The 20278-nt window shown below is 55.6% G+C and carries 16 protein-coding genes; 11 read left to right on the top strand and 5 right to left on the bottom strand.

Annotated elements, in window-relative coordinates; genetic code table 11:
* The first annotated feature begins 4 nt into the window (after positions 1–4).
* A complete protein-coding gene (locus tag OLTU_RS30600) occupies positions 5–1633 on the top strand; it encodes a GldG family protein (protein ID WP_141736508.1) in 1629 nt (542 codons plus the stop codon).
* Positions 1633–2985 carry a DUF4340 domain-containing protein gene (locus OLTU_RS30595; protein ID WP_141736507.1) on the top strand — a complete coding sequence of 451 codons (1353 nt, stop codon included), beginning with the start codon at positions 1633–1635 and terminating at the stop codon, positions 2983–2985. The genes OLTU_RS30600 and OLTU_RS30595 overlap by 1 nt, the downstream gene beginning before the upstream one ends.
* Before the next feature lie 16 nt (positions 2986–3001).
* On the opposite strand, the gene OLTU_RS30590 is transcribed toward OLTU_RS30595, so the two are convergent.
* The gene (locus tag OLTU_RS30590; RefSeq protein ID WP_141736506.1) at positions 3002–4051 is read right to left on the bottom strand and encodes an NAD(P)H-dependent glycerol-3-phosphate dehydrogenase; all 1050 of its coding nucleotides are present in this window, start codon (positions 4049–4051) and stop codon (positions 3002–3004) included.
* Between the two features lie 179 nt (positions 4052–4230).
* Here OLTU_RS30590 and OLTU_RS30585 point away from each other — a divergent pair, with 179 nt between their 5' ends.
* From OLTU_RS30585 to OLTU_RS30575, 4 genes are read left to right on the top strand one after another with little or no spacing between them, the layout of a single operon-like run.
* Positions 4231–4485: a hypothetical protein gene (locus OLTU_RS30585; RefSeq protein WP_141736505.1), complete on the top strand. Its 255-nt coding sequence runs from the start codon at positions 4231–4233 to the stop codon at positions 4483–4485.
* A gap of 1 nt (position 4486) precedes the next feature.
* Positions 4487–4642 carry a hypothetical protein gene (locus tag OLTU_RS32175; protein WP_176737102.1) on the top strand — a complete coding sequence of 52 codons (156 nt, stop codon included), beginning with the start codon at positions 4487–4489 and terminating at the stop codon, positions 4640–4642.
* Positions 4639–5727: a hypothetical protein gene (locus OLTU_RS30580; RefSeq protein WP_141736504.1), complete on the top strand. Its 1089-nt coding sequence runs from the start codon at positions 4639–4641 to the stop codon at positions 5725–5727. Before OLTU_RS32175 ends, OLTU_RS30580 begins: the two co-directional genes overlap by 4 nt.
* Positions 5728–5745: 18 nt before the next feature.
* Entirely contained in the window at positions 5746–6510 is a 765-nt protein-coding gene (locus tag OLTU_RS30575; RefSeq protein ID WP_141736503.1) for a prolipoprotein diacylglyceryl transferase, read from the top strand.
* Positions 6511–6513: 3 nt separating this feature from the next.
* Here OLTU_RS30575 and OLTU_RS30570 read toward each other — a convergent pair whose 3' ends face one another.
* On the bottom strand, positions 6514–9975 hold the full coding sequence (locus OLTU_RS30570) for a pyruvate carboxylase (protein ID WP_141736502.1): 3462 nt from the start codon (positions 9973–9975) through the stop codon (positions 6514–6516).
* A gap of 140 nt (positions 9976–10115) precedes the next feature.
* Between OLTU_RS30570 and mfd the strand changes: the two genes are divergently transcribed.
* Genes mfd through OLTU_RS30555 form a run of 3 tightly spaced genes read left to right on the top strand, consistent with a single transcriptional unit; the run spans position 10116 to position 15616 of the window.
* Positions 10116–13652 (top strand): transcription-repair coupling factor, encoded by a 3537-nt coding sequence (gene mfd / locus OLTU_RS30565; RefSeq protein WP_141736501.1) that lies wholly within the window; start codon positions 10116–10118, stop codon positions 13650–13652.
* Positions 13653–13661: 9 nt separating this feature from the next.
* Positions 13662–14660, top strand: a complete 999-nt coding sequence (locus OLTU_RS30560; RefSeq protein ID WP_141736500.1) for a peptidylprolyl isomerase — start codon at positions 13662–13664, stop codon at positions 14658–14660.
* A complete protein-coding gene (locus tag OLTU_RS30555; protein WP_141736499.1) occupies positions 14606–15616 on the top strand; it encodes a SurA N-terminal domain-containing protein in 1011 nt (336 codons plus the stop codon). The genes OLTU_RS30560 and OLTU_RS30555 overlap by 55 nt, the downstream gene beginning before the upstream one ends.
* Here OLTU_RS30555 and OLTU_RS30550 read toward each other — a convergent pair.
* Positions 15599–17155 carry a Hint domain-containing protein gene (locus tag OLTU_RS30550; protein WP_141736498.1) on the bottom strand — a complete coding sequence of 519 codons (1557 nt, stop codon included), beginning with the start codon at positions 17153–17155 and terminating at the stop codon, positions 15599–15601. The genes OLTU_RS30555 and OLTU_RS30550 overlap by 18 nt on opposite strands.
* Before the next feature lie 181 nt (positions 17156–17336).
* Between OLTU_RS30550 and OLTU_RS30545 the strand changes: the two genes are divergently transcribed.
* Together OLTU_RS30545 and OLTU_RS30540 are read left to right on the top strand one after the other, a co-directional pair.
* Positions 17337–17921 (top strand): PulJ/GspJ family protein, encoded by a 585-nt coding sequence (locus tag OLTU_RS30545; protein WP_176737101.1) that lies wholly within the window; start codon positions 17337–17339, stop codon positions 17919–17921.
* A 4-nt stretch (positions 17922–17925) separates the two neighbouring features.
* Positions 17926–18633, top strand: coding sequence for a type II secretion system protein (locus OLTU_RS30540; protein ID WP_141736496.1), 708 nt, complete (start codon positions 17926–17928; stop codon positions 18631–18633).
* Here OLTU_RS30540 and OLTU_RS30535 read toward each other — a convergent pair whose 3' ends face one another.
* Both OLTU_RS30535 and uraH read right to left on the bottom strand, forming a co-directional pair.
* Positions 18634–19827 carry a urate hydroxylase PuuD gene (locus OLTU_RS30535; RefSeq protein WP_141736495.1) on the bottom strand — a complete coding sequence of 398 codons (1194 nt, stop codon included), beginning with the start codon at positions 19825–19827 and terminating at the stop codon, positions 18634–18636. It abuts the gene before it with no gap.
* Between the two features lie 10 nt (positions 19828–19837).
* Complete coding sequence (uraH, locus tag OLTU_RS30530) at positions 19838–20194, bottom strand: hydroxyisourate hydrolase (protein ID WP_141736494.1); 357 nt, start codon at positions 20192–20194, stop codon at positions 19838–19840.
* Positions 20195–20278 lie beyond the last annotated feature (84 nt).

Below are 20278 nucleotides of genomic sequence, written 5' to 3'. Positions count from 1 at the left end.
GGTAATGCGCAGTGGTCTTTTATTTCTGCCTTTCCTGGGTGTCTTTACCGCGGTCCTTGCCATGGCAACGGGTCGTGCTTACAAGGAATATCCGCTCGTCAGCATCGTGCTCTGGATTCTGGCAGCCCTGGCTCTCGGTGCCTGGGTGGTCCTGGATGGCAAGCGCCTGCAGAGCATGTTCAAGCGCAAGGGTGCACGCCATGGCATGAGCCAGGGCCTGAGTGTGATCCTGGCCATTCTTCTCGCGATCGGAGCCGGTTATCTGAGCCGGCGTGATCGCTTCAATAAAAGCGTGGATGTGACCGCGGAAGGGGTCAATACCCTGAGCCCGGAATCAGTCAAGCTCGTGGAGCAACTGAAGGAACGCAAGGAGCCGGTCAAGGTCCTGGCCTTCTTTCAGGATGAAATGAAAAAGAACCAGTTCCGCAAGGCGCTGGCCCTTTACGAACTGAGAGGCGGATCCTTTGAGGTTGAGTACATCGACCCCCAGATGGATCCGACCCGAGCGATGGCGGAAAACATCACCACCGCCGATACGGTGCTTTTCAAGTTCGGCAATCAGGAGGCGCGCCTGACCTCGTTCACCGAGGAGAAGATCAGCAACGCCCTGGTCCGTGTGATGAAGGAAAAGGAAAAGACGATCTACTTCACCCAGGGTCATGGCGAGCCGGATCTGAACAGCCAGGAAGCGGTCGGTTACCAGGCGGCAAAACAGGAATTGGAGTCCGAACGCTTTGTGGTCAAGCAGGTCAATCTTCTGGAAACCGGCAAGGTACCCGAGGACGCCGACCTGCTGGTGATCGCTGGTCCCAAGTATGACCTGCAGCCGTCCGAGCTGACCCTTCTGGAGCAGTACCTGCAAAGTGCAAAGCCCCTGATGGTCCTGGTCGATGCCATGACCCCGGTGCCCAACCTCAACAAGCTGCTGGAAACCGTGGGCTTCCGCTTCCGGGATGACCTTCTGATCATTCGTCCAGGCGATCCGCGGGCCAAAATGTTGGGTCAGAACAATGCGATTGTTACCGACTTCGACAGCTTTTCACCCGTGACTGCTGATTTCGTGAAACGTGGTGGCGTCGCGCTCATGACGCCCAACACCCGTTCGATCGAAATTCTGGATGAAAACAAGATGCAGCTCAAGCCCATCGGTCTGGCGAAATCTTCCGAAATCATCGTGCGCATCACCGGTGTGAAGAGCGAACAGGATCTTCGTTCCCTGACCGAGGATCGTGTCGCGCAGGGGACGTTTGATGTCTTTGGTGTGTCGACCGGCAAGGTGGGCGGCGACAAGGTTGCCACGAGCGAGCCGAACAAGGGTGCGCAAAGCGATGTGAAGGCGGACTCCCAGGGCACAGCGGCCAAGGAACTGCGGGTGTTTGTGGGTGGCTCGGCGCAGCTGGCGAGCAACCTCGGCGCGCAGCGTCAGGAGAACGTCGATCTCTTTCTGAATGCGATCAACTATCTGACCCAGGATGAGGACTTTATCGCGATCCGGGCCAAGGACGGGGATCAAAGCCGACTTGAACTCACCACGGCTTCGAGTCAGTTCCTCCTTCTGTTCCTGGCCTATGTGTATCCCACCTCCTTCCTGGGCGCCGGCGTATTCTACTGGATGCGGAGGAGAAGGGCCTGATGAAGAATTTCAAAAAACCCCTGATTTTCATTGTGATCCTTTTGGGTCTTGCTGGCCTGGCCTACTGGGATGAGTGGCAAACTGAAAAGGACAATAAGGCCAAGGAGATGCAAAGCAAGCTCCTCAGCTTTCAGCCGGATCAGATCGTGAAGCTCGACTACAAAAAGGTCGATGACGGTCAGACGGTTGAGGTGCAGATGGTCAAGGACGGCAGCCAGTGGAAGATGCTGGCGCCGGTCGCGTATCCGGGAGATACGGAAGCCGTCGATCGGCTTATGAAAACCTTCGAGGATCTGCGCTTTGAAAAAAGCTTTGAAGCGACGGACGCGAAGGTGAAGGAATTTGGGTTGGACCAGCCGAAGGTGGCGCTGACCTTGACCGACAAGGATGGCAAGGCGACGAAAATTCGGATCGGGGCGAAGAGCCCGGTCGGCTACAGCAGTTATGCGAAAGTCGATGACTCGAACAACGTTTACCTGGTCAATCACTATGCGTTCACGGCCAGCAACAAGGAGGTCTTTGACTTCCGCGACAAGGGCCTCCGCCTGCCGAACACGGAGCAGGTGAAAGCGATCAGCTACCAGTATGAGCATGAACCTCTGATCACCCTGAAGCGTCAGGATAAGGATTGGACGATTGAAAGTCCCAAACAGTTCAAGGCTGACGCGACGGCTGTGAAGCAGTTTCTCAGCTTCTTTGAAAATCAACGCGTGGCCAAATTCATGGACGAGCCTTCAGCGGCCATGAAGGAAGCCTTGAGCGGGAAAAAGGCCGGAACCACCCGCCTCGCGACTCTGATCCTGACGGGCGCCGATGATAAGCTGACTCAGTATGCCTTCATGGAAAACGGTGAAGACGTTTACACGACCATCCCTGGCTATGAGGGCATCATTGTTCTCGATAAGAAGATCAAGGATGGTTTGAAAAAGTCGCTTGCTGATTTCCAGGACAAGGCGATGTTCACCTTCAATTCGACCGAAGCCACGGAAGTGGATCTGGACGGCAAACTCTTTGTGAAAAAGGATGGAGAGTGGCAGTCCAAGGACAGTGGTGACAAAGCGGACTTTGTGCGCCTCATGCTCGTGGACTTTGAATTTGCCAAGGCTGCTGCGGTTCTGACTGCGGAGGAGGCCGGGCCGCTGATGCAGGGAGCGCCTCTGCATGCGACCAAATTCACCTTCAAGGATGGCAAAACGGTCGAGGCCTCGATTTGGAAAATCGACGGTGATGCCGAGCACATAGCCATGAAGGTCGGAACCAGCGGCTTTTTCAAGGCGCCGCGCAGTCTTTTGGAAAATTTCGATGGCAAGCCCAAGCTGAGCGAGAAGCTGCAGCCAGGCGATCAAGGTTGAACAGGGAGCCGCACGTTCATCCGTGCGGCTTGCTCGTTGGCAGCTGCACTTCCGCTTTCATATCCCGATTCAAGAGCCCATACAGTGTTTCCGAAATGGTTTTTCCCTGGAAAAGTACACCGTGGACGGCACTGATAATGGGCGTATCGGCTCCCAGTTTCTGACTCATCGCATAGGCCGCCCGCGCGGTCCAGACACCTTCCGCCACCGAGCCGAGCGTATTCAGGACATCGTCCAGTTTTTCACCCTTCCCGAGACGGTAGCCGACGGTGAAGTTTCGGCTTTTTTCCGAAGTACAGGTCAGAAAAAGATCGCCGACACCGCCGAGGCCCATGAAGGTCAAAGGCTGTGCGCCCAGCATGGCCCCGAGACGGGTGATTTCCGCCAATCCGCGGGTCAGGAGCGCGGCGCGTGCATTCTGCTGCATGCCAAGTCCGGCCGCCGCTCCGGCTGCGACTGCGATGACGTTTTTCAAGGCGCCAGCCACTTCAAGGCCGATCGGATCGTCGAGCGTATAAACGCGGAAGTAGGCGGTGTGGAAAAGTTCCTGCACTTTGGTACAGACGTCCCGGTCCATGCAGCCGACCGACACGGCGGTGGGTCTTTGTTCCGCCACCTCGATGGCAAAGCTCGGACCGGAAAGGATGGCCGTGCGCGTGGCAAAATTTTCCCCAAGCACCTGCTGAATGATGTTATAGGGAAAGCACAGCGTATCGTTTTCGATGCCTTTCACCGCGCAAACGATGATCGTGTCCGGGCGCAAGCGGCCCTTCAGGGTTTGCAACACCTGCCGCAGCGATTGTGTGGGAATGGCCAGAACGAGATATTCTGCGTTGCGCAGAAGGTCATCGCTCAGTTCTGTCGTCGCGCTGAGGAGCGGCGACAAATCGATGTGACTCAGATACCTGGGATTCCGATGCTTCTGATTGATGCTCTCCGCCATCGCTTGCGAACGACCCCACATCACCACCGGCGTTCCTTTTTGCGCGAGGTGATGCGCGAGACAGGTTCCAAAGTTGCCGGAACCCAGAACAGTGATTTTGGCTGCAGTTGTGATGTTCGACAAATTGCCCCCACGTCGAAAAGACCTTTAATTCAACCTATGAAATTCGATCATAGGGGAGGGCTGCAGGCGAAGCAAGCAGAGGCTCGCGTGCAAGAATCCTGGTTTTTGGGTCTCTTTGGCTGTATTTTGGGAGCGGGCTCAGTGGCCCGTGGAACCTGTCCTTCAGTTGGGTGGACCTGATGATTTTGTTTCTCATCCTGAGCCTTTTCCTGCTCATACGCTTAAGAAGGGTCAAATACCTTCCCTGGTGTTTCCTGCCGCTCGTCATCGTTCAGAATGAAATCTGGCTGTCGCAGGACCCCAGTTTCTGGCTGGGAACCACGCTGGTGCTGCTGAATATCAGCTGGCTCGTTCTCCTTTCCGCAGCGGTGGCCCGAAAATGGCCTGAATGGGATGATATGACAACGGATCGATTGCGTCGGTTGAAAGGTTGATATGAAAGGGATCCTGCAAGCGCTTCAGGTGATCGGCTCGATTTTGAGCACGAAGATGACGGGTGATCCCGCGAGACAGATCCGCTTCGTTCTTGTGGCCCTGCTGCTTCTGACTGCAATCGGTTATTCCATGCAAGCGGCGGGGGCCCCGTCATGAGCCTTCCCAACTGGTTTTATCCGATTGTGCTGCTGTGGCTGGTGGCGGTGCCAGGTTTCAATCCTTATGCTGCGGAGCCTTCCTCCAAACGCGGCGTCTGGCTCATGCTGATTGATACGCTTTTTCTTTTGCCGTGGATTCTGACGATTATTTTCAACGAACCGCTGGCCGCCTGGGTCGGAACCGAGGTTCTGGTCCTCATTATGATGTTTGATTTGCTCTGGCGCAAGCCCAGCGAGGTCCTGCGTGAGGCCTGGATCAAGGTCAGCATGAGCTGGTTTTTGAGCTGGCTCCTCATTGGAACGGCCGTGGCTCTTTCCGGTGTGCTTCCCATTGTGGAAAATCTTTTTTATCCCTTGCCGTCGGTTGAGCTCGATCGGATCCGGCCGGTGCTGGCCGGATTTTTATTTCTGATGGGCCTTTGTTTAAAATTCGGTCTGCCGCCCTTTCAGCAAGGCATCATTGATCTTATGGATGTCGTGCGTCCCGAGGATCATCGGCGCTGGGCTCTTCAGATGCGCTGGGCCATGGCTTTTTCCGCCTGGCAGCTGATGCCCTCCATCCTGGGAGGATTGAGTCCTTTCAATCAGGAACTTCTCATTGCGGTGCTTTTGTTTGGTTGCCTGATGGCGCAGCTGGTGGCGGGGGTTCAGGCCAGCGTGCAGCGAACGCTCAGTTACATGGGAACTCTGCTCTTTCTGCCACCGCTTCTGCATTTTCTTTTCATGGATCCCTTCATGGGCATGAATGTGACTCAGACACTCGGCACCTGGAGCGTGACCATCCTGGGATTTTTGGTTCTGGGGCGGCTCTATCAGGGCTGGCCCCGCGTGCCTTTATCGGAGAACCATGTGTTATTATGGACGGACCGTGATTCTCCGTGTGCGATTCCCGGCTGGCTCGGCCGTATGCGTCTTTGGATGCTGTGGAACATCGCGGTTTGTCTGGGATTTGCCACGCTCGCTGCCATGCAGCAAAGATGGATGATCAGTCTTTTGCTGCTTCTTCTGGCGCTGGGATCCGCATCCGCTTCCCTGCAGCAGCTGGGCATTGCAGGCTGGAAACAACAGAATCAAGGATCCTGAGACGGATGGGGGCTCGTCATGTATCCAATACTTTTTCAATGGGGAAACTTTGTTGTCCCGAGCTGGCACGTATTCTTCGTGCTGGCGGCCTTGCTGGGCTGGTGGACGCTCGGTCTCTGGCGGCCTCTGGCGTGGCCTGAAGGACCGGCGCGGGCGGTGGATTCCCTCTTTTTGATCGCCTATATCAGCGGATACATCGGGGCCCGCGGGCTTTCCATTCTTGTGGAAGGGGAAAGTTTTAACAGTTTCTTTGAACTCGGCAGCATGACCCTCTATGGAGGCATTCTCCTGGCATCCCTGACCTCAATTCTCTATGCCCAATGGAAAAAACTATCCGTCCTCCGCCTTGCGGATCTGGCTCTGCCCTCTCTGCTTCTGGGCATAGCCGTGGGACGGATCGGCTGCTTTTTGAATGGTGATGACTATGGGCGACCGCTCCTGGATCAGACGCAGATCCCGTTCTGGGCCGTGAAGTTTCCGAACCTCGATGATAACCTCTACCGCTATCCGGTGCAGCTCATGGAGAGTGCGGTCTGTCTTTCGATTGCTTGTTACGGCTGGTCGAAGCGAACGCTTTTGAAACGGCGACCGGGAGAAATCGGAACGATCGGGATCGTGGGTTATGCCATCACCCGCTTTGTTCTGGAGTTCTACCGCGGTGATGACCGTGGTCATTTCTTTTCCGAACTGCTGTCGCCAGCCCAGATGATCAGCATCGCGGTGATCCTGGTCTGGGCCGGCTTTTTTATCTTCACTCTTATCATGCGGCCGGAGCCGGAATAAGGCTCAACCCTCAAGCTCGATCAGAAGGTCGCCTTCCTCCACCAGCTCGCCCTTGGCGGCCAGCACGGCTTTGATTTTTCCCCCGACCTTGGCGCTGATGGCATATTCCATCTTCATCGATTCAGTGACGATCACGACCTGGGATTTTTCCACGCTCTGGCCCGGAGTGACCCGCACTTCCAGAATCTTCCCTGGCATCGGCGCCCCGATATGAAGAGCATTCATCAGATCCGCCTTGGGACGATTTTTCCCGGGCGCGGCCACGGCCTCATCGAGAACCTCAAGGGTCCGTGGATACCCATTCAATTGGAAGAAGACCCGGCGCACGCCGTCCTTGTCCGGTTCGGTGACACCCGAGATGCTGATGATCAGAGTTTTCCCAGGTTCAATTTCCACCTCCACCTCACGGTTGGGCGGCAACCCATAGAAGAAGACATCAGTGGGCAGACCGGCAACATCCCCATAATCCCGAATCTCGGCGAGATATTCCTTAAAGACCTTGGGATAAAGGCGATAGGACAGCACATCGCGATCATGCGGCGCGGTCTCCAGGAGCTGGGTGAGTTCCGCCCGGGCCTTGTCAAAGCTGTCATCGGCCGCGACCGGTGGTTTTTCTGGAGCGGGTGGATTGGGGCCGAGGATCATGGCCCGCAGCTCTTCATTGAAGCCACCGAAAGGAACACCCATGTGGCCTTTAAAGAAGCTGATGACGGAATCCGGATAATCGAGCGCCGGCTTTCTTTCCATGAATTCCGGCCCGGACATGCCATGTTTCTGGAGAAGCAGGGCCATATCACCGACAACTTTCGATGAAGGAGTTACCTTCACGATATTGCCAAAGAGCGCGTTGACTTCCTGATAGCGGCGGGTCAGTTCGTAGAATTCGGTGGCCTTGACACCCACCTTCTGCGCCTGATCATAGAGGTTGCTGTACTGACCGCCTGGGATTTCATGTTCGTAGACATCGGTTGAGGTCGCCTTGATGCCCGGATCAAAGGCATGATACTGAGCGCGCACGGCCTCCCAAAAGCGGCTCAGTTCGTCGAGGTGTTTGATGGACAGATCAGGGGCCCGTTCGGTGCCCTCCAGACTCGCGACGATGGCGTTGATACTCGGCTGGGAGGTGAGGCCGGACATCGAACTGATGGCACCGTCGACGATATCGCAGCCGGCCGCAGCCGCGGCCAGGAGCATGGCTTCGGAACTGCCTGAGGTGGCATGCGTATGCAGATGGATGGGGATGCTGATATTGTCCTTCAGAGCCTGAATCAAAAGCGTGGCTGCGCGCGGACGCAGAAGGCCGGCCATGTCCTTGATACAAAGGATATCCGCGCCCATCTTTTCAAGCTGCTTGGCAATGTTCACATAGTAAGGGATCGTATATTTGGTATTGCCGGGATCCAAGATATTTCCCGTATAGCAAATACAGGCCTCGGCGATGGCGCCACGCTTTTTCACCTCGTCCATGGCCACGGCCATCTGCTCGGGATTGTTGAGACAGTCGAAGATCCGGAAAAGATCCAGACCGGCGTCTTTGGTCAGGCGAATGAAGTCACGGATCACCCACTCCGGATAGTTGGTGTAGCCGACCGCGTTATCCCCACGCAGAAGCATCTGCAAAAGGATGTTGGGAATTTCCTCGCGAAGATGAGCCAGGCGTTCCCAGGGATCCTCTTTCAAAAACCGCATGCAGGTATCAAAGGTCGCGCCGCCCCAGCATTCGAGCGAGAAAAAGCCCGGCGTGGCCTTGGCGTAAAAGGCGGTGGACTGGAAAATATCATGATTGCGCAGCCGGGTGGCAAAGAGCGACTGATGCGCATCCCGCATGGTGGTGTCGGTGATCAGCAGCCTTTTTTGCTCCTTGATCCATGACTGCAGGCCCTTCACTCCTTTTTGATCATAGATCTGCTTGGCGGTCACTATGTTCTGGACGGGAAGGCTTTTGGCTTCCAGCTTGTAGCAGTCCGGCTCCCGATGGTTGACCTTGGAATGCAGCTTATGTGGATTGTTGACCGTGACATTCGCAATGTATTTGAGAATCTTGGTCGCGCGGTCACGCGGCTGCTTGATGTCGAAAACCTCGGTATGCTGTTCGAGGAAACTCGTGTCGATGGCACCTTTGCCGAATTTCGGATGGGATACGATGTTCAGGAGCAGTGGGATATTATGCTTCACACCGCGGATCCGGAATTCATTCAGGGCGCGAATCATTTTTTGCACGGCTCCATAAAGATCCACGCTGTGAGCGGTGACCTTGACGAGCAGTGAATCGTAATAGGGTGTCACGATCGCGCCTGAGTTTCCAAAGCCTTCATCCAGACGAATCCCGAAACCCTGCGCCGGGCGATAGGCGAGGATCACGCCGGTATCAGGCGCAAAATTTTTCGAAGGGTTTTCCGAGGTCACGCGACACTGGATCGCCACCCCGCGTTTTTTCACATCCTCCTGCGAACGGATGCCCATCGTCGGGTGGCTGAACTTGCGGCCGGCCGGCAGCATGATCGACATCTGCAGAAGGTCCACGCCGGTGATCATTTCCGTGACGGTGTGCTCCACCTGAATGCGCGGATTCACTTCCAGGAAGTAGTGCTGACCATCCTCACCCACCAGAAATTCCACCGTGCCCACACCCACGTAGTTCACATGCTGGCCGATTTTCACAGCGTCCTGCAGAAGGGCTTCCCTGGTTTTGCTGCTGATGCCGAGGGCCGGCGCGACTTCCACAACTTTCTGGTGGCGTCTTTGGACGGAGCAGTCACGCTCATAGAGGTGAATGAGCTGACCGGTGCGATCCCCAGCGATCTGCACCTCGATGTGCTTGGCGTGCTGGACATTCTTTTCAATATAAATCTCGGAGCGACCGAAGGAACTCATCGCCTCCGAACGCGCCCGTTGAAAGGCCTCGACCAGCTCTTCCTCATTTTTTACCGCGCGGATGCCTTTGCCGCCACCACCGGAGAGGGCTTTGAGGGTCACCGGATAACCGATTTCAATACAGAGCCGGCGCGCCTCGTCCAAAGTTTCCACAGGCCGATCGGTGCCGGGGATGACAGCTACACCGGATTCCCTGGCGACCTGCTTGGCCGCCAGCTTATCGCCAAAAAGATTGAGAACGTGGGCCGATGGCCCGCAGAAGAGTATGCCCTTGTCCGTACAGGCCTTGGCGAAATCGGCATTTTCCGATAAAAACCCATAGCCCGGGTGAATGAAGTCGATGTTTTTTTCAACAGCGAGTTCGATGATTTCCTGCCAATTCAAGTATGCACCCAGCGGGTCCCCTTTTTTACCGACCTTATAGGCCTCGTCGGCCTTGAAGCGATGGACGGAAAAGCGATCCTCATGGCTGTAAAGAGCCACGGTTCGCATGTTGAGTTCGGTGGCGGCGCGAAAGATGCGGATGGCAATCTCGCCCCGGTTGGCAACCAGTAGACGTTTGTTCGCTATGACCTTGCCTTTAGTTTCCATCGTGTCCTCATAGGGATAGCACACTGTGCGATACGCGGAGGGTGAAATTTCCAGTTTAGACTTCTATAGTATTTCCGGAGGAGCCTCAAGCTTCGGAGCTGGAGCGCTCAGGGTTTTTTCCAAGGAACGCACGACAAGGTGTGAATCAGGTGCAAGAGCATTCGAGTATATCAAGTCTTTACGACAGCCTCGTGGCCCCGGATCAGCTGCGAAAAAAGCTGCAGATCATGGGTTTGCAGGAAGGGCAAAAGAGCTGGCTGGCTTCGGCCCTGGCCCATCACTACCAGTTTTCAGAAACAGGCGACGCGGCGTGCCTGATTCTGGTCGTGGCGGATCCCAAGCGCCTGCATGAGTGGCAGGAACTTCTGCGGGTGAACTGCAATCTTGAGGACGATATTCCCAGTCTTCAGGCCCTTTCGCTTTGGGGACTTCAGCGTCATGCCAACCAAAGCGACCTCCGGAACCAACGTATGCGTGTACTCTGTGGACTCAAATCCACAAGGCAGCGCCTGCGCCTTTGCCTGGTTTCGTTCGCCGGGCTGGTGCAGGAAACCTGTGATCCGGCGCGCCTCGGTGAGGCGCTGCTCCATCTTGAAAAGGAGCAGGAATATGATGTCGATGCCATACTCGAACGGCTGCAGGAGCAAGGTTATCGGCAGGTTGCGCAAGTCGAAGAAGCCGGTCAGTACGCAGTGCGTGGGGGCCTTCTGGATGTCTTCAGTCCGGCTGCGGAAGGGCCCATGCGCCTTGAGTTCATGGCGGACACCCTGATCAGCATCCGACGTTTCGCGGCCGAGACGCAGCTCTCCCTCGATCATTGTGAGGGATTTTGGCTCGCTCCAGTGTGGGAGGAGGTCCTGCCGCGCGAGCGTCGGTCAGCGGACGCCCAGAAGCTTTATGAGGCCCTGCTCGATCAGGAGCTGCATACATCGGATCGCCAGGGCCTGGTCGATGCCTTCGCCGCCGGGCATGCGATCGGCGAAATTCCTCTCTTTCTTCCGCTTTTCCGCGAACGAAGGGGTGCCTGCCTTCTGGATTTCATGGAGGCGCAGGATCGCCTGGTTTTCGTGGACCCGCTGGATGTCTGCCAGGAGAGATTCCTGCAGTTCATGCAAAAGATTCAGGCCGACTATGCCGACGACCGTCTGGCCAGACGGCCTTCCATGGATCCAAAGGAACATTTCCTGCCGGTGGAGGCTTTTCAGGCGAAACTGCAGAAGGCACCGTCCACTGTGGAGTGGGGGCATGCGATCGCCAGTGAAGGGGCCGAGGTCTGGCGCCTCAGCAGTCTGCTTCCCCATGATCTGGTTCCACCCGCTGCCACCGAAAAGGCCAGCGTGAATTTCTGGATGGAGCGGCTCGAGGATTTTTCCAACACCGCCCGACGCTGTCTGATTCTGGTTCGGCAGGAGGAGCATATCCTGCGGATGAAGAGCGTTCTGCAGCATCATCATATCGCCTTTTCCATCCTCACTGAGAAAGGCGTGGAGGGTGTCCGGGCTGCCTGGAAGCATCCCATTGCGATCGCGATTGGCAACATCCCGCAGATGTTCTGGGAGGAACGTGAGGGTCTTCTGATTCTGCCCGAACATCAGATCTTCAGTGAGACCTACCAGGTCGCCAAGCGCAAGCCCAAGTCGGCAGCCAACCCTTTCAAATCATTCAATGACATCGAACCCGGCAGCCTCGTCGTTCACGTCGATCACGGGATCGGCCGGTATATCGGCATGCGCACGATGGAGGTCGCCGGGGTCAAGACGGATTTTCTGATCCTTGAATACGCCGACCAGGATCGCCTGTATCTGCCCGTCCATCGCCTGAATCTTCTGCAACGCTATGCGAGCAAAATCGATGAAGAGCTTCAGCCTGCGGTGGACAAGCTGCAGTCCTCCGGCTGGCAAAAGCGCAAGGCCAAGGCCCGCAAAGCGATCCGGGATATGGCGGATCAATTGCTCCGCATCTATGCCCAACGCAAACTCGAACGGCGTGATCCCTTCAGTCCGCCTTCGGATACGTACTATCAGTTTGAGGCGGACTTCCCTTATGTGGAGACCTCGGATCAGCAGAAGGCCATCGATGAGGTCAATGCGGATCTTTCCTCCGAGCAGCCGATGGATCGCCTTGTCTGCGGCGATGTGGGTTTTGGTAAAACGGAAGTGGCCCTGCGTGCGGCCATGCGCGTGGCTCTGGATGGTGGACAGGTCATGGTGCTCGCGCCGACCACGCTGCTCAGCTATCAGCATTTCGAAACCTTTAAATCCCGCTGCAAGAACTATGGCATTGAAGTGGGCGTGGCCAATCGCTTTGTGCCTGCCTCCCAAATGCGCCAGACGCTGGCGGCCTTCAACGAGGGACGCCTTGATATTCTGATTGGAACCCATCGCCTGCTTTCGAAGGACGTCAAACCCAGTCGCCTCGGGCTGCTCGTGGTGGATGAAGAGCAGCGCTTTGGAGTGGGTCACAAGGAGGCCATCAAGCAGATCAAGGCGTCCTGCGATGTCCTGACTTTGACCGCCACCCCGATTCCCCGGTCGCTGCACATGTCGCTGCTGGGCATCCGGGATATTTCCGTCATCGCCACGCCCCCGACCGAGCGTCTGGCGATTCGCACCTATGTCGCCCAATTTGAAGAGGAACTCATTCAAAAGGCCATCGAGCAGGAGATCTCCCGCGGCGGTCAGGTCTTTTTCGTGCACAACCGGGTGCAGGATATCGGTGAAGTGAAAAATTTCCTGGAAAAACTGTTGCCCGGCGTGAGTATTGCGATCGCCCATGGCCAGATGCAGGAAAACAACGTCGAATCGGTTATAATAGATTTCATTCAGCAGAAGTATAAGGTCCTGCTTTGCACGACCATTATTGAATCCGGAATCGATATGCCCAACGTCAACACCATCATCATCAACAACGCCGATAAATTTGGGCTGGCCCAGCTTTATCAAATGCGCGGTCGGGTGGGGCGTTCAAGCCGTCAGTCCTATGCCTGGTTTCTGACCAAAGGCGCGCTGGCGGATCGTGACGATGCGCGGCGGCGTTTGGAAATCCTTGCCGCTCATCAGGAGCTTGGCGTGGGTTTTCAAATCGCCAGCTACGATATGGAGCTGCGAGGCACGGGCAATCTCCTCGGCGGCGAGCAGTCCGGTCATATCGCGGATGTTGGCTTTGATATGTATATGGAATTGCTGGAAAAAGAAATGGATTCCCTGCGCGGCCGGGAGATCGAGCCCGAAATCGATCCGGAAATCAAACTGCCGGTTTCCGCCTCGCTGCCCGCCTCTTATGTCGCCGAAGAGAAACAGCGCCTTTGGCTTTACAAGACACTCTTCAGTGCCCGGGATGTGGCGGAAGTCGAGACCCTGGTGCAGCAGTCCCGTGATCGCTTTGGAGTTCCACCGCCTGAGGCGCTGGGACTTTTCCAGGTGGCCGCCTTGAAAGTCATCCTGCGCAAGCTGCGTGTGCAGCAGCTTCAGCAGCTGCGCGAGGGGCTTTACGAATTGCGATTTGCCCAGCTTAAGGAAAATCATATCGGCCGTTTAACTGATGCCGTGCAGAAACAGGCCGCGATGCTCAGCCTCACGGCCGATTTCCGTCTGATGATTCACCTCCGCCAGGTTCCCCAAGGGGTGAGCCTGCAGCGGCTGATCGAAGTTCTGCTGCCTTTGACCCTGGATGCATAAGGAGTTCCCATGCTCAGGAAACGGTATGTGATATTGGGTGCCTGGATCGCCTGTTTCCTGGTGGGATATTACACCTGGAAGATCTTTCATACGGGCACGTTTTTTCTCGGCCGCCAGACGCAGGACGCCACGCTGGAGGATTTGGATTTTACCGTCTATGTCGGTGATTATCTGATTACGCACCAGGACATCGAGTGGGAATATAACTTCTACATTAAACAGCTCAACGCCGTGCCGAGCGAGGAAGGTGGAACGGGTGTGATTCCGCCACCGCAAAGGCCGATTTTTGAACTCTACAACAAGATCATGGCGGATCTGATCGAACGCAAACTCCTTTACCAATTCATTGTCTCGGACCAGCAGTTCACGATCAACGAGCCCAGCCGCTTTACGAAGTGTCTGGAACAATGGACCGCGACCGTGCGCGCTCAGGGCGACCTCTTTGCTCATGAAAAAACTCGAAATCAGCTGAAGTCGATGCTCTGTGAAAAGGATATCCTGGATCAGTACATGCAGGAGCGGATCGCCGCGAACATCAAACTGACCGACGAGGAACTCAAGGAGTATTACCAGACGCACAAAAGCGAATTTCATGAGCCGGCCCGCGTTATTGTACGCCAGATCGTTGTGCCCTCTGAGAATGAAGCCAAAAAGGTCAGGGCCCGATTGAACAGCAGCAATTTTGAGAGGATAGCCCGTGAAGTTTCGATTTCGCCGGAGGCGGAGGAGGGAGGGAAGCTGGGACCCTTTGCAAAGTCTGACATGCCCTCGGTCTTTGACGTGGCCTTTGATATGGCACCCGGTGAAATCCAGGGAATCTTAAAGTCAACTTATGGTTTCCACATTATTATGCTAGATAGAAAGTTCCCCAAAGCCGAGCTGGGCTTTGAAGCCGCCAAGGGGCGCATTCAGGAAATCCTGAAACAAAAGCGACAGGACGAGGAATATAAAAAATGGGTAGAAATGGCTCTGAACACCATACCAATCAAGTCTTCACGCGCGCTATAAAGCGCCATATTGTCGCTGCCCTGGTGCTTTTGAACGCTTCGGGGGCGTCGGCGGCGGAGCAGCTCATTGATCGCCTGGCGGCCGAAGTGAACGGCCATGCGATTACCGCGAGCGAGGTCCAGAGCAAGATCCAGAAGGGCCCCCTCGTTGAGGTTTCTCCCTGGCCCGCGCAGGAAAACGATCCGCCTGCAAAGGTTGCCATTAACGATCTCATCAATAAAAAACTGATCATGCAGAAAGCCGATGAGCTCGATATCGAGGTCACCGATGAAACGCTGAACGAGGAAATCAAAAACTTTCTCGCCCGTCGTAACCTGACCCGCGAGCAGCTGATGGAAGCCCTCGGGGAGCAGGGCATGACCTACGATCAGTATCGCGAGGACTTTCGCACGCAGATGATCATCAACCAGTTTCAGGGCCGCGAGATCCTGCCCCAGGTGAAGATCACCGATCGCGATGTGCAGAGCTTCTATCTCAGGCATTCAGGATCCATGGCGGAAAACATTCGCCTGACCCTGCGTCAGCTGCAGATCGCTGTTCCTCCCGGTGCGGTGGATGCGGTCAAAGCCGGCAAAAAGCAGCTGGTTGAGAAGGTGTATCAGGAGATCGAGGGCGGCATGCCGTTTGAAAAGGCTGTGAAAATTTACTCCGATAATGAATCAGCTCGGGAAAACGGTGGCCTCATGCCCCAGGTATTTCTGAAAGACCTGGCCCCGCTCTTCCAGAACGCCATCCGGGATTTGGAGGAGGGCCGTTATACCCGTCCGATCGAAACGCCGATGGGCTATTCGATTTTCTACGTGACCAAGCGTGAGTTCTCGGGCAGCGATGAATACCTGAAGCTGAAGCCTCAGCTGGAAAACCAGTTGCGCCAGGAGGAGATGAACAAGCTCCTCGGCAAGTGGCTGGAATCCCAAAGACGGCGATCCGATATCAAGCTAAAAGACAACGCTTAAGACCTTGTCGTCCTGCCAGAGTTCGAGTGGCCGCGGCATGTCAAAAACCGTAGCAGATGGAAATGTGGCCAGCTCCCGCTGCCATTCAAAGGAGGGAACCATCAGGCCCTCCATATTCAGCAGCCGATCGGCCGGCGCATGGGGACTATCGAGAAACACATCATAGACCTTGCTGCCTTCAGCCGGACGATAGGCGCGGGTGGACACCACAGTTTTCCAGGTTTCCTCCACACCGGGAAGCTGATCACCGGGACGCAATTCACGCGCCTGCACCAGACCGCGACGGCTCAGGAATGGGTGGTGACTCGTGACATGCACGGACTTCGTTCCCAGGTTGATTTCCACCATGGAGCCGGTCGGCGCGGTTTCATGCACATAAAGAACGGACGCCACATCCTTGTACCTTGGATTCCAGACAGAATCCCCAAACTGCAGCTCTGAAACTTTCTTATACGAACCATCGGCAAGCTGGACCAGCGTATCTGCGCCCCAGGAGTCCGATTCGGTATTCAAGGCAGGTCCACGGTTCACATGCAGGCCGGCTGTGCATTTGCCCATGCTGCCATCAGGTCCCATGACGTTGAGCTGAATCCACTGACTGTTGGTTGCCACAAACTGGATATCACGCAGCGTCGCATTTTTAGCTTCGACGCGGTTGGCGCCCGGATAAGGAATCTCCGGAGAATCCTTGGGAATCGTTTCGGCCGGAAAGTCCAGACTGCCCGTGGAACCAGGCATCTGCTGAATATTCGCATCCACTATCACACCATGGCCGAAGAAGTGCGCTGTAACCGTTTGCCCGGCATCCGTATCAAAGCTCCAGGCCTGGGATGAGCCCGAGCAGGAAGCATAGACCGCCGGCTTTTCGACTACCTTGGGTTCCCCTGTTGCGGGATCAACTTCCGGAAGGCCTGTCTTGGGATCGATCACCGGCTCCTTCACCGCAGCCTTCTTCATGCATATGAAAGGCTGCGTCGATGGCGTTCCCGTGAATCCAATCTTGCATGAGGGCGTGGGCGGCGGCGGCAGAGTCATCGTCGCCTTGGAAACGATCTTCTTATTCGCCTTGTTCAAGGCCATCCCCACCGAGGTATTGCCTTTGACATCGACATGAGTAATCAGATAGGGACGGGCACTATTCTGTGCTTCCAGCTGAACGGATTTGATTTCAGTCGCTGTTTTGGTTCCCTTCGGGTTGCCGTGATAGGATGTGGAAAAAATCGTCACGACATCGGTGGAGCCCTTCCAGAGATTATTGGGCGTCGCACTCGGACTGACGACCATGCGAGCATTGTGAATCGGCAAATAGGGATCCGGATAGATCGCAGGATTTGTTCCCGCAGCCAGCGCCTGATAAACACTGAAAGCGTTAAAATTCAAATCCCCCGCCTCCTGGCTGGCATTGCGCACATCGGAAGCCTTGAGCACGGACTGGGAACGCAGCAGATTGAATCCGCCTACAATTCCAGCGATACCTGCTAATATGATAACAAGGCCCATTGTGCTGAAGCCCGATTCCCGCTGGCTTGAGCGTCGCATAAAGACTCCTGATGTACGTGATCGTCCAGTCTCTTCAATCGGTCTGACGTTCCCCGGGCTTTATGCCTATCGATAAAAGAGAAGAATGATTTGGAAAATCCTCGAAAAGCAGAGCCCTTTAAACGTTGTCGCCAATTCTGTCGAAAGGGTCACTGGCAAACCCGAACCAAATGAGGCCTTCTTGAAAATTCAATCAAATTATGGTTTTACATTGATTGAAATGCTCGTTGGCATCGTGATCATGGGCTTTATCGCTCTGGGGGCCCGGCATATGATGCTGAGAGCTCACGAAGGGACGCTCAGGGAAGGGTTGCGTAAGAATCATGCCGAACTCTCTCAGGAATTGACGCGTCGATTGAATTACTATTTCAAGCGCCATACATCCCGAATGCTGGCGGCCCCTCATCGACTTGTCATGACGCTGCCGAGTGGCCAGGTTGTGGTGGAAACAGCCTGTGTGAAAAACGAAATCGACTACCAGGCGCATGAGAATCTGCTCAACCGCTGCGTGACTTGCAAGTCAACCGAGCGGCCTGTGATTCGGATTCAGGCTCAGGGCGCCCCGATCGTGATTCCAGGCCTTAAGCAAAAGCCTGATCTGCCAGCTGCCGCTTCGATCTGTTTCAGGAATGGTGCGGATCCTGACGAGGTTGAGGTGATCACGGAGCAGCTGGTGGTGGATCCCATCAACCGGCAGGACAGGAAGGTCAGCAAGTCGGAAAGCTTCCTGATCAAGGATTCAAGCAAGCTAACTTCATTTGAGTAATCCCATGCGCGAGCCGCCGTCCTTACAAGCTGGATTTTCGTTGGTGGAAGCAATGGTCTCCATTGTTCTGCTCAGCATCGTCGGATTTTTTATTCTGGCTTCGCAAAACAAGGCTCAGAAGATCATGTTCAAGGGAACAAGCCGCGACGCCCATGCGCAAATCGTATCCGTGGTGAAAAGCAAGTCCGGCAAGGCCCTCGAACAGATCCTGACGGCCGCGAAATCCAATCCCGCGGCCCTGACCACTCTTTTGAATACCGACCTGAGCCTGGGTGAAGGGATCCGAATGAATTGGGCCAAACCCGTGGGGAACAATAAATTCGTCACCATGCAGTACGTCTCCAACCCGGATACCGTGGCCGGAGAGGCGCTGAAAGCCTGTCGTCAGTCGAAATCCTTTGTGAAAGCCTGGCAGGGTCCGGAACTTCCGCAGCGTCTGGCCTCGAAACAGCTTATGTTTTGCGGGCAGATGCAGCTGCCTCAGGGCACAGCGAATGAGTATGGTTCCGGGAGTATCGCTCAAGCCAAGGCCAGCTTTCTGGCTCTTGACGTGGCGTTCACCAAGGTGATTGATGGCACCGCCATCCCTCTGTCGGAATTCGGCACCGGCGGGACTCTTGCGACGGTCACCTGGACCCTGGTCTGGAGCTTTGAGAAGGGCAAGGACAAGGTGCAGCAGTTCCGCAAGGGCATCTTTCATATCGTCCCCTGATCAGGGCTGACCATTCTGCGTGCGATACCATCGTGAAACCAGGGTTCTTTCTTCATCGGTCATATGCGTGATGTTGCCGAGAGGCATCGCTTTCAGTTGCACGACCTGAATGAAAATCGAATTGTCATGCTGCTTCAAATGCTCCACGTTCTCCAGCACAACCCCCTTGGGAGCCGGGCCGCCCATCAGCGTCGGCTGGGTCGCATGGCAGCCGGTGCATCGGGCCTGAACGATTTCCATCATCTGCGCATCACTCACGTCCGCTGTGTCCTGAGCCTGCACTGCTTGGGATTTCGGGGCAATCCAGATGCAGACCGCGACCATGATGGCCACGCCGCTCAAGGGAAAATACCAGTTGATCTTTTTCTTGTGCTTCAGCAGGAAAAACTGACGAATGAGCACACTGCCCAGCATCATCAGAACCAGGACCAGCCAGTTCATGCTGTGACTGTACATCATGCTGTAATGGTTGGAGAGCATGGCGAAGAGCACCGGCAGAGTCAGGTAGGTGTTATGCACGCTCCGCTGTTTGCCGCGCTGACCATAAATGGGATTCACTTTCTCTCCAGCCCGCATGGCCGCGGTGACCTTGCGCTGGCCCGGAATGATCCAAAGAAAAACGTTCGCCGTCATCATCGTCGCAAGCATGGCTCCGACAATCAGAAACGCGGCGCGGCCTTGAAACACGTGCGTGGCCAGATAGCTGGCTACGGTAATGAGAAGAGTCAAGGCTCCCGCCACCAGCCAGGGCCATTTCCCAAGGAAGCGGCATATGGCTTCATAAACCGCCAGTCCGCCCGCCAGAAAGCCGAGCGAAAGCAGAATGGCTGTGGTCTCCGAGATGTCCCATATCTGGGGATCGATCATGTAGGTTCGAGCGTTCATCAAATAGAGCGCGATGAACAGGGCAAAACCCGACAGCCAGGTGGAATAGGATTCCCAGTAAAACCAATGCAGATTCGGCGGCAGTGTTTTCGGTGCCACCAGATACTTCTGCGGATTATAGAAGCCACCACCATGCACCGCCCATAGCTCGCCATCGACGCCTTTTTGCAGAACGTCCGGCGCCTCCGGTTTTTCCAGGCTGTTGTCGAGCCAGACAAAATAAAACGAAGCCCCGATCCAGGCAATGACCGTGATCACGTGCACCCAGCGCAGCAGCATGAGTGCCCAGTCCATCAAATAGGATTCCAACGAAACCTCCTCAACTGCCCCGGTACGTGGAATACGACCACGGTGACACCAGCAGGGGAACATGATAATGAGATGTGGCATCCGCTATGCTGAAGCGAATGCTGATGCGATCAAAAAAAGGCGGGTCGCTGACCCTGGCTCCGGTTTTCCGGAAATAAGGCGCCACTTCAAAAACCAGTTCATAGGTGCCCGCCTGAAACCCTGGTCCCTCGAGCAGAGGTTCCCCGGTGCGGCCGTCCTGATTGGTTCGGGTTTGGCTGAGCTGTTCCAGCGTCTGACCATCACGCACCCGATAGAGAGTGATGGCAAGATCCGCCGCGGGCTTGCCGTGCGCTGTATCCAAAACATGCGTGGTGAGTCGACCCATGGCTAGTCTCTTTCCTGTTGCGGGACTTTGGCTCCAGCGTCTCAGCTTAGCGAAGGGCCCGGGCGCAGGTCAAGCATGATGCGG

Origin of the sequence: Oligoflexus tunisiensis (assembly GCF_001748245.1) — a bacterium.
Classification (GTDB): domain Bacteria; phylum Bdellovibrionota_B; class Oligoflexia; order Oligoflexales; family Oligoflexaceae; genus Oligoflexus; species Oligoflexus tunisiensis.
The sequence above is the reverse complement of the archived record's forward strand: the minus strand, read 5'-3'. Positions and strand labels throughout refer to the sequence as shown.

What these genes read in the sequence shown, in the direction of transcription:
- OLTU_RS30600 (WP_141736508.1), top strand. Translation starts at nt 5, where the DNA reads ATGCGCAGTGGTCTTTTATTTCTGCCTTTCCTGGGTGTCTTTACCGCG.
- OLTU_RS30595 (WP_141736507.1), top strand. Translation starts at nt 1,633, where the DNA reads ATGAAGAATTTCAAAAAACCCCTGATTTTCATTGTGATCCTTTTGGGT.
- OLTU_RS30585 (WP_141736505.1), top strand. Translation starts at nt 4,231, where the DNA reads ATGATTTTGTTTCTCATCCTGAGCCTTTTCCTGCTCATACGCTTAAGA.
- OLTU_RS32175 (WP_176737102.1), top strand. Translation starts at nt 4,487, where the DNA reads ATGAAAGGGATCCTGCAAGCGCTTCAGGTGATCGGCTCGATTTTGAGC.
- OLTU_RS30580 (WP_141736504.1), top strand. Translation starts at nt 4,639, where the DNA reads ATGAGCCTTCCCAACTGGTTTTATCCGATTGTGCTGCTGTGGCTGGTG.
- OLTU_RS30575 (WP_141736503.1), top strand. Translation starts at nt 5,746, where the DNA reads ATGTATCCAATACTTTTTCAATGGGGAAACTTTGTTGTCCCGAGCTGG.
- OLTU_RS30570 (WP_141736502.1), bottom strand. Translation starts at nt 9,975, where the DNA reads ATGGAAACTAAAGGCAAGGTCATAGCGAACAAACGTCTACTGGTTGCC.
- OLTU_RS30560 (WP_141736500.1), top strand. Translation starts at nt 13,662, where the DNA reads ATGCTCAGGAAACGGTATGTGATATTGGGTGCCTGGATCGCCTGTTTC.
- OLTU_RS30555 (WP_141736499.1), top strand. Translation starts at nt 14,606, where the DNA reads ATGGGTAGAAATGGCTCTGAACACCATACCAATCAAGTCTTCACGCGC.
- OLTU_RS30550 (WP_141736498.1), bottom strand. Translation starts at nt 17,155, where the DNA reads ATGCGACGCTCAAGCCAGCGGGAATCGGGCTTCAGCACAATGGGCCTT.
- OLTU_RS30540 (WP_141736496.1), top strand. Translation starts at nt 17,926, where the DNA reads ATGCGCGAGCCGCCGTCCTTACAAGCTGGATTTTCGTTGGTGGAAGCA.
- uraH (WP_141736494.1), bottom strand. Translation starts at nt 20,194, where the DNA reads ATGGGTCGACTCACCACGCATGTTTTGGATACAGCGCACGGCAAGCCC.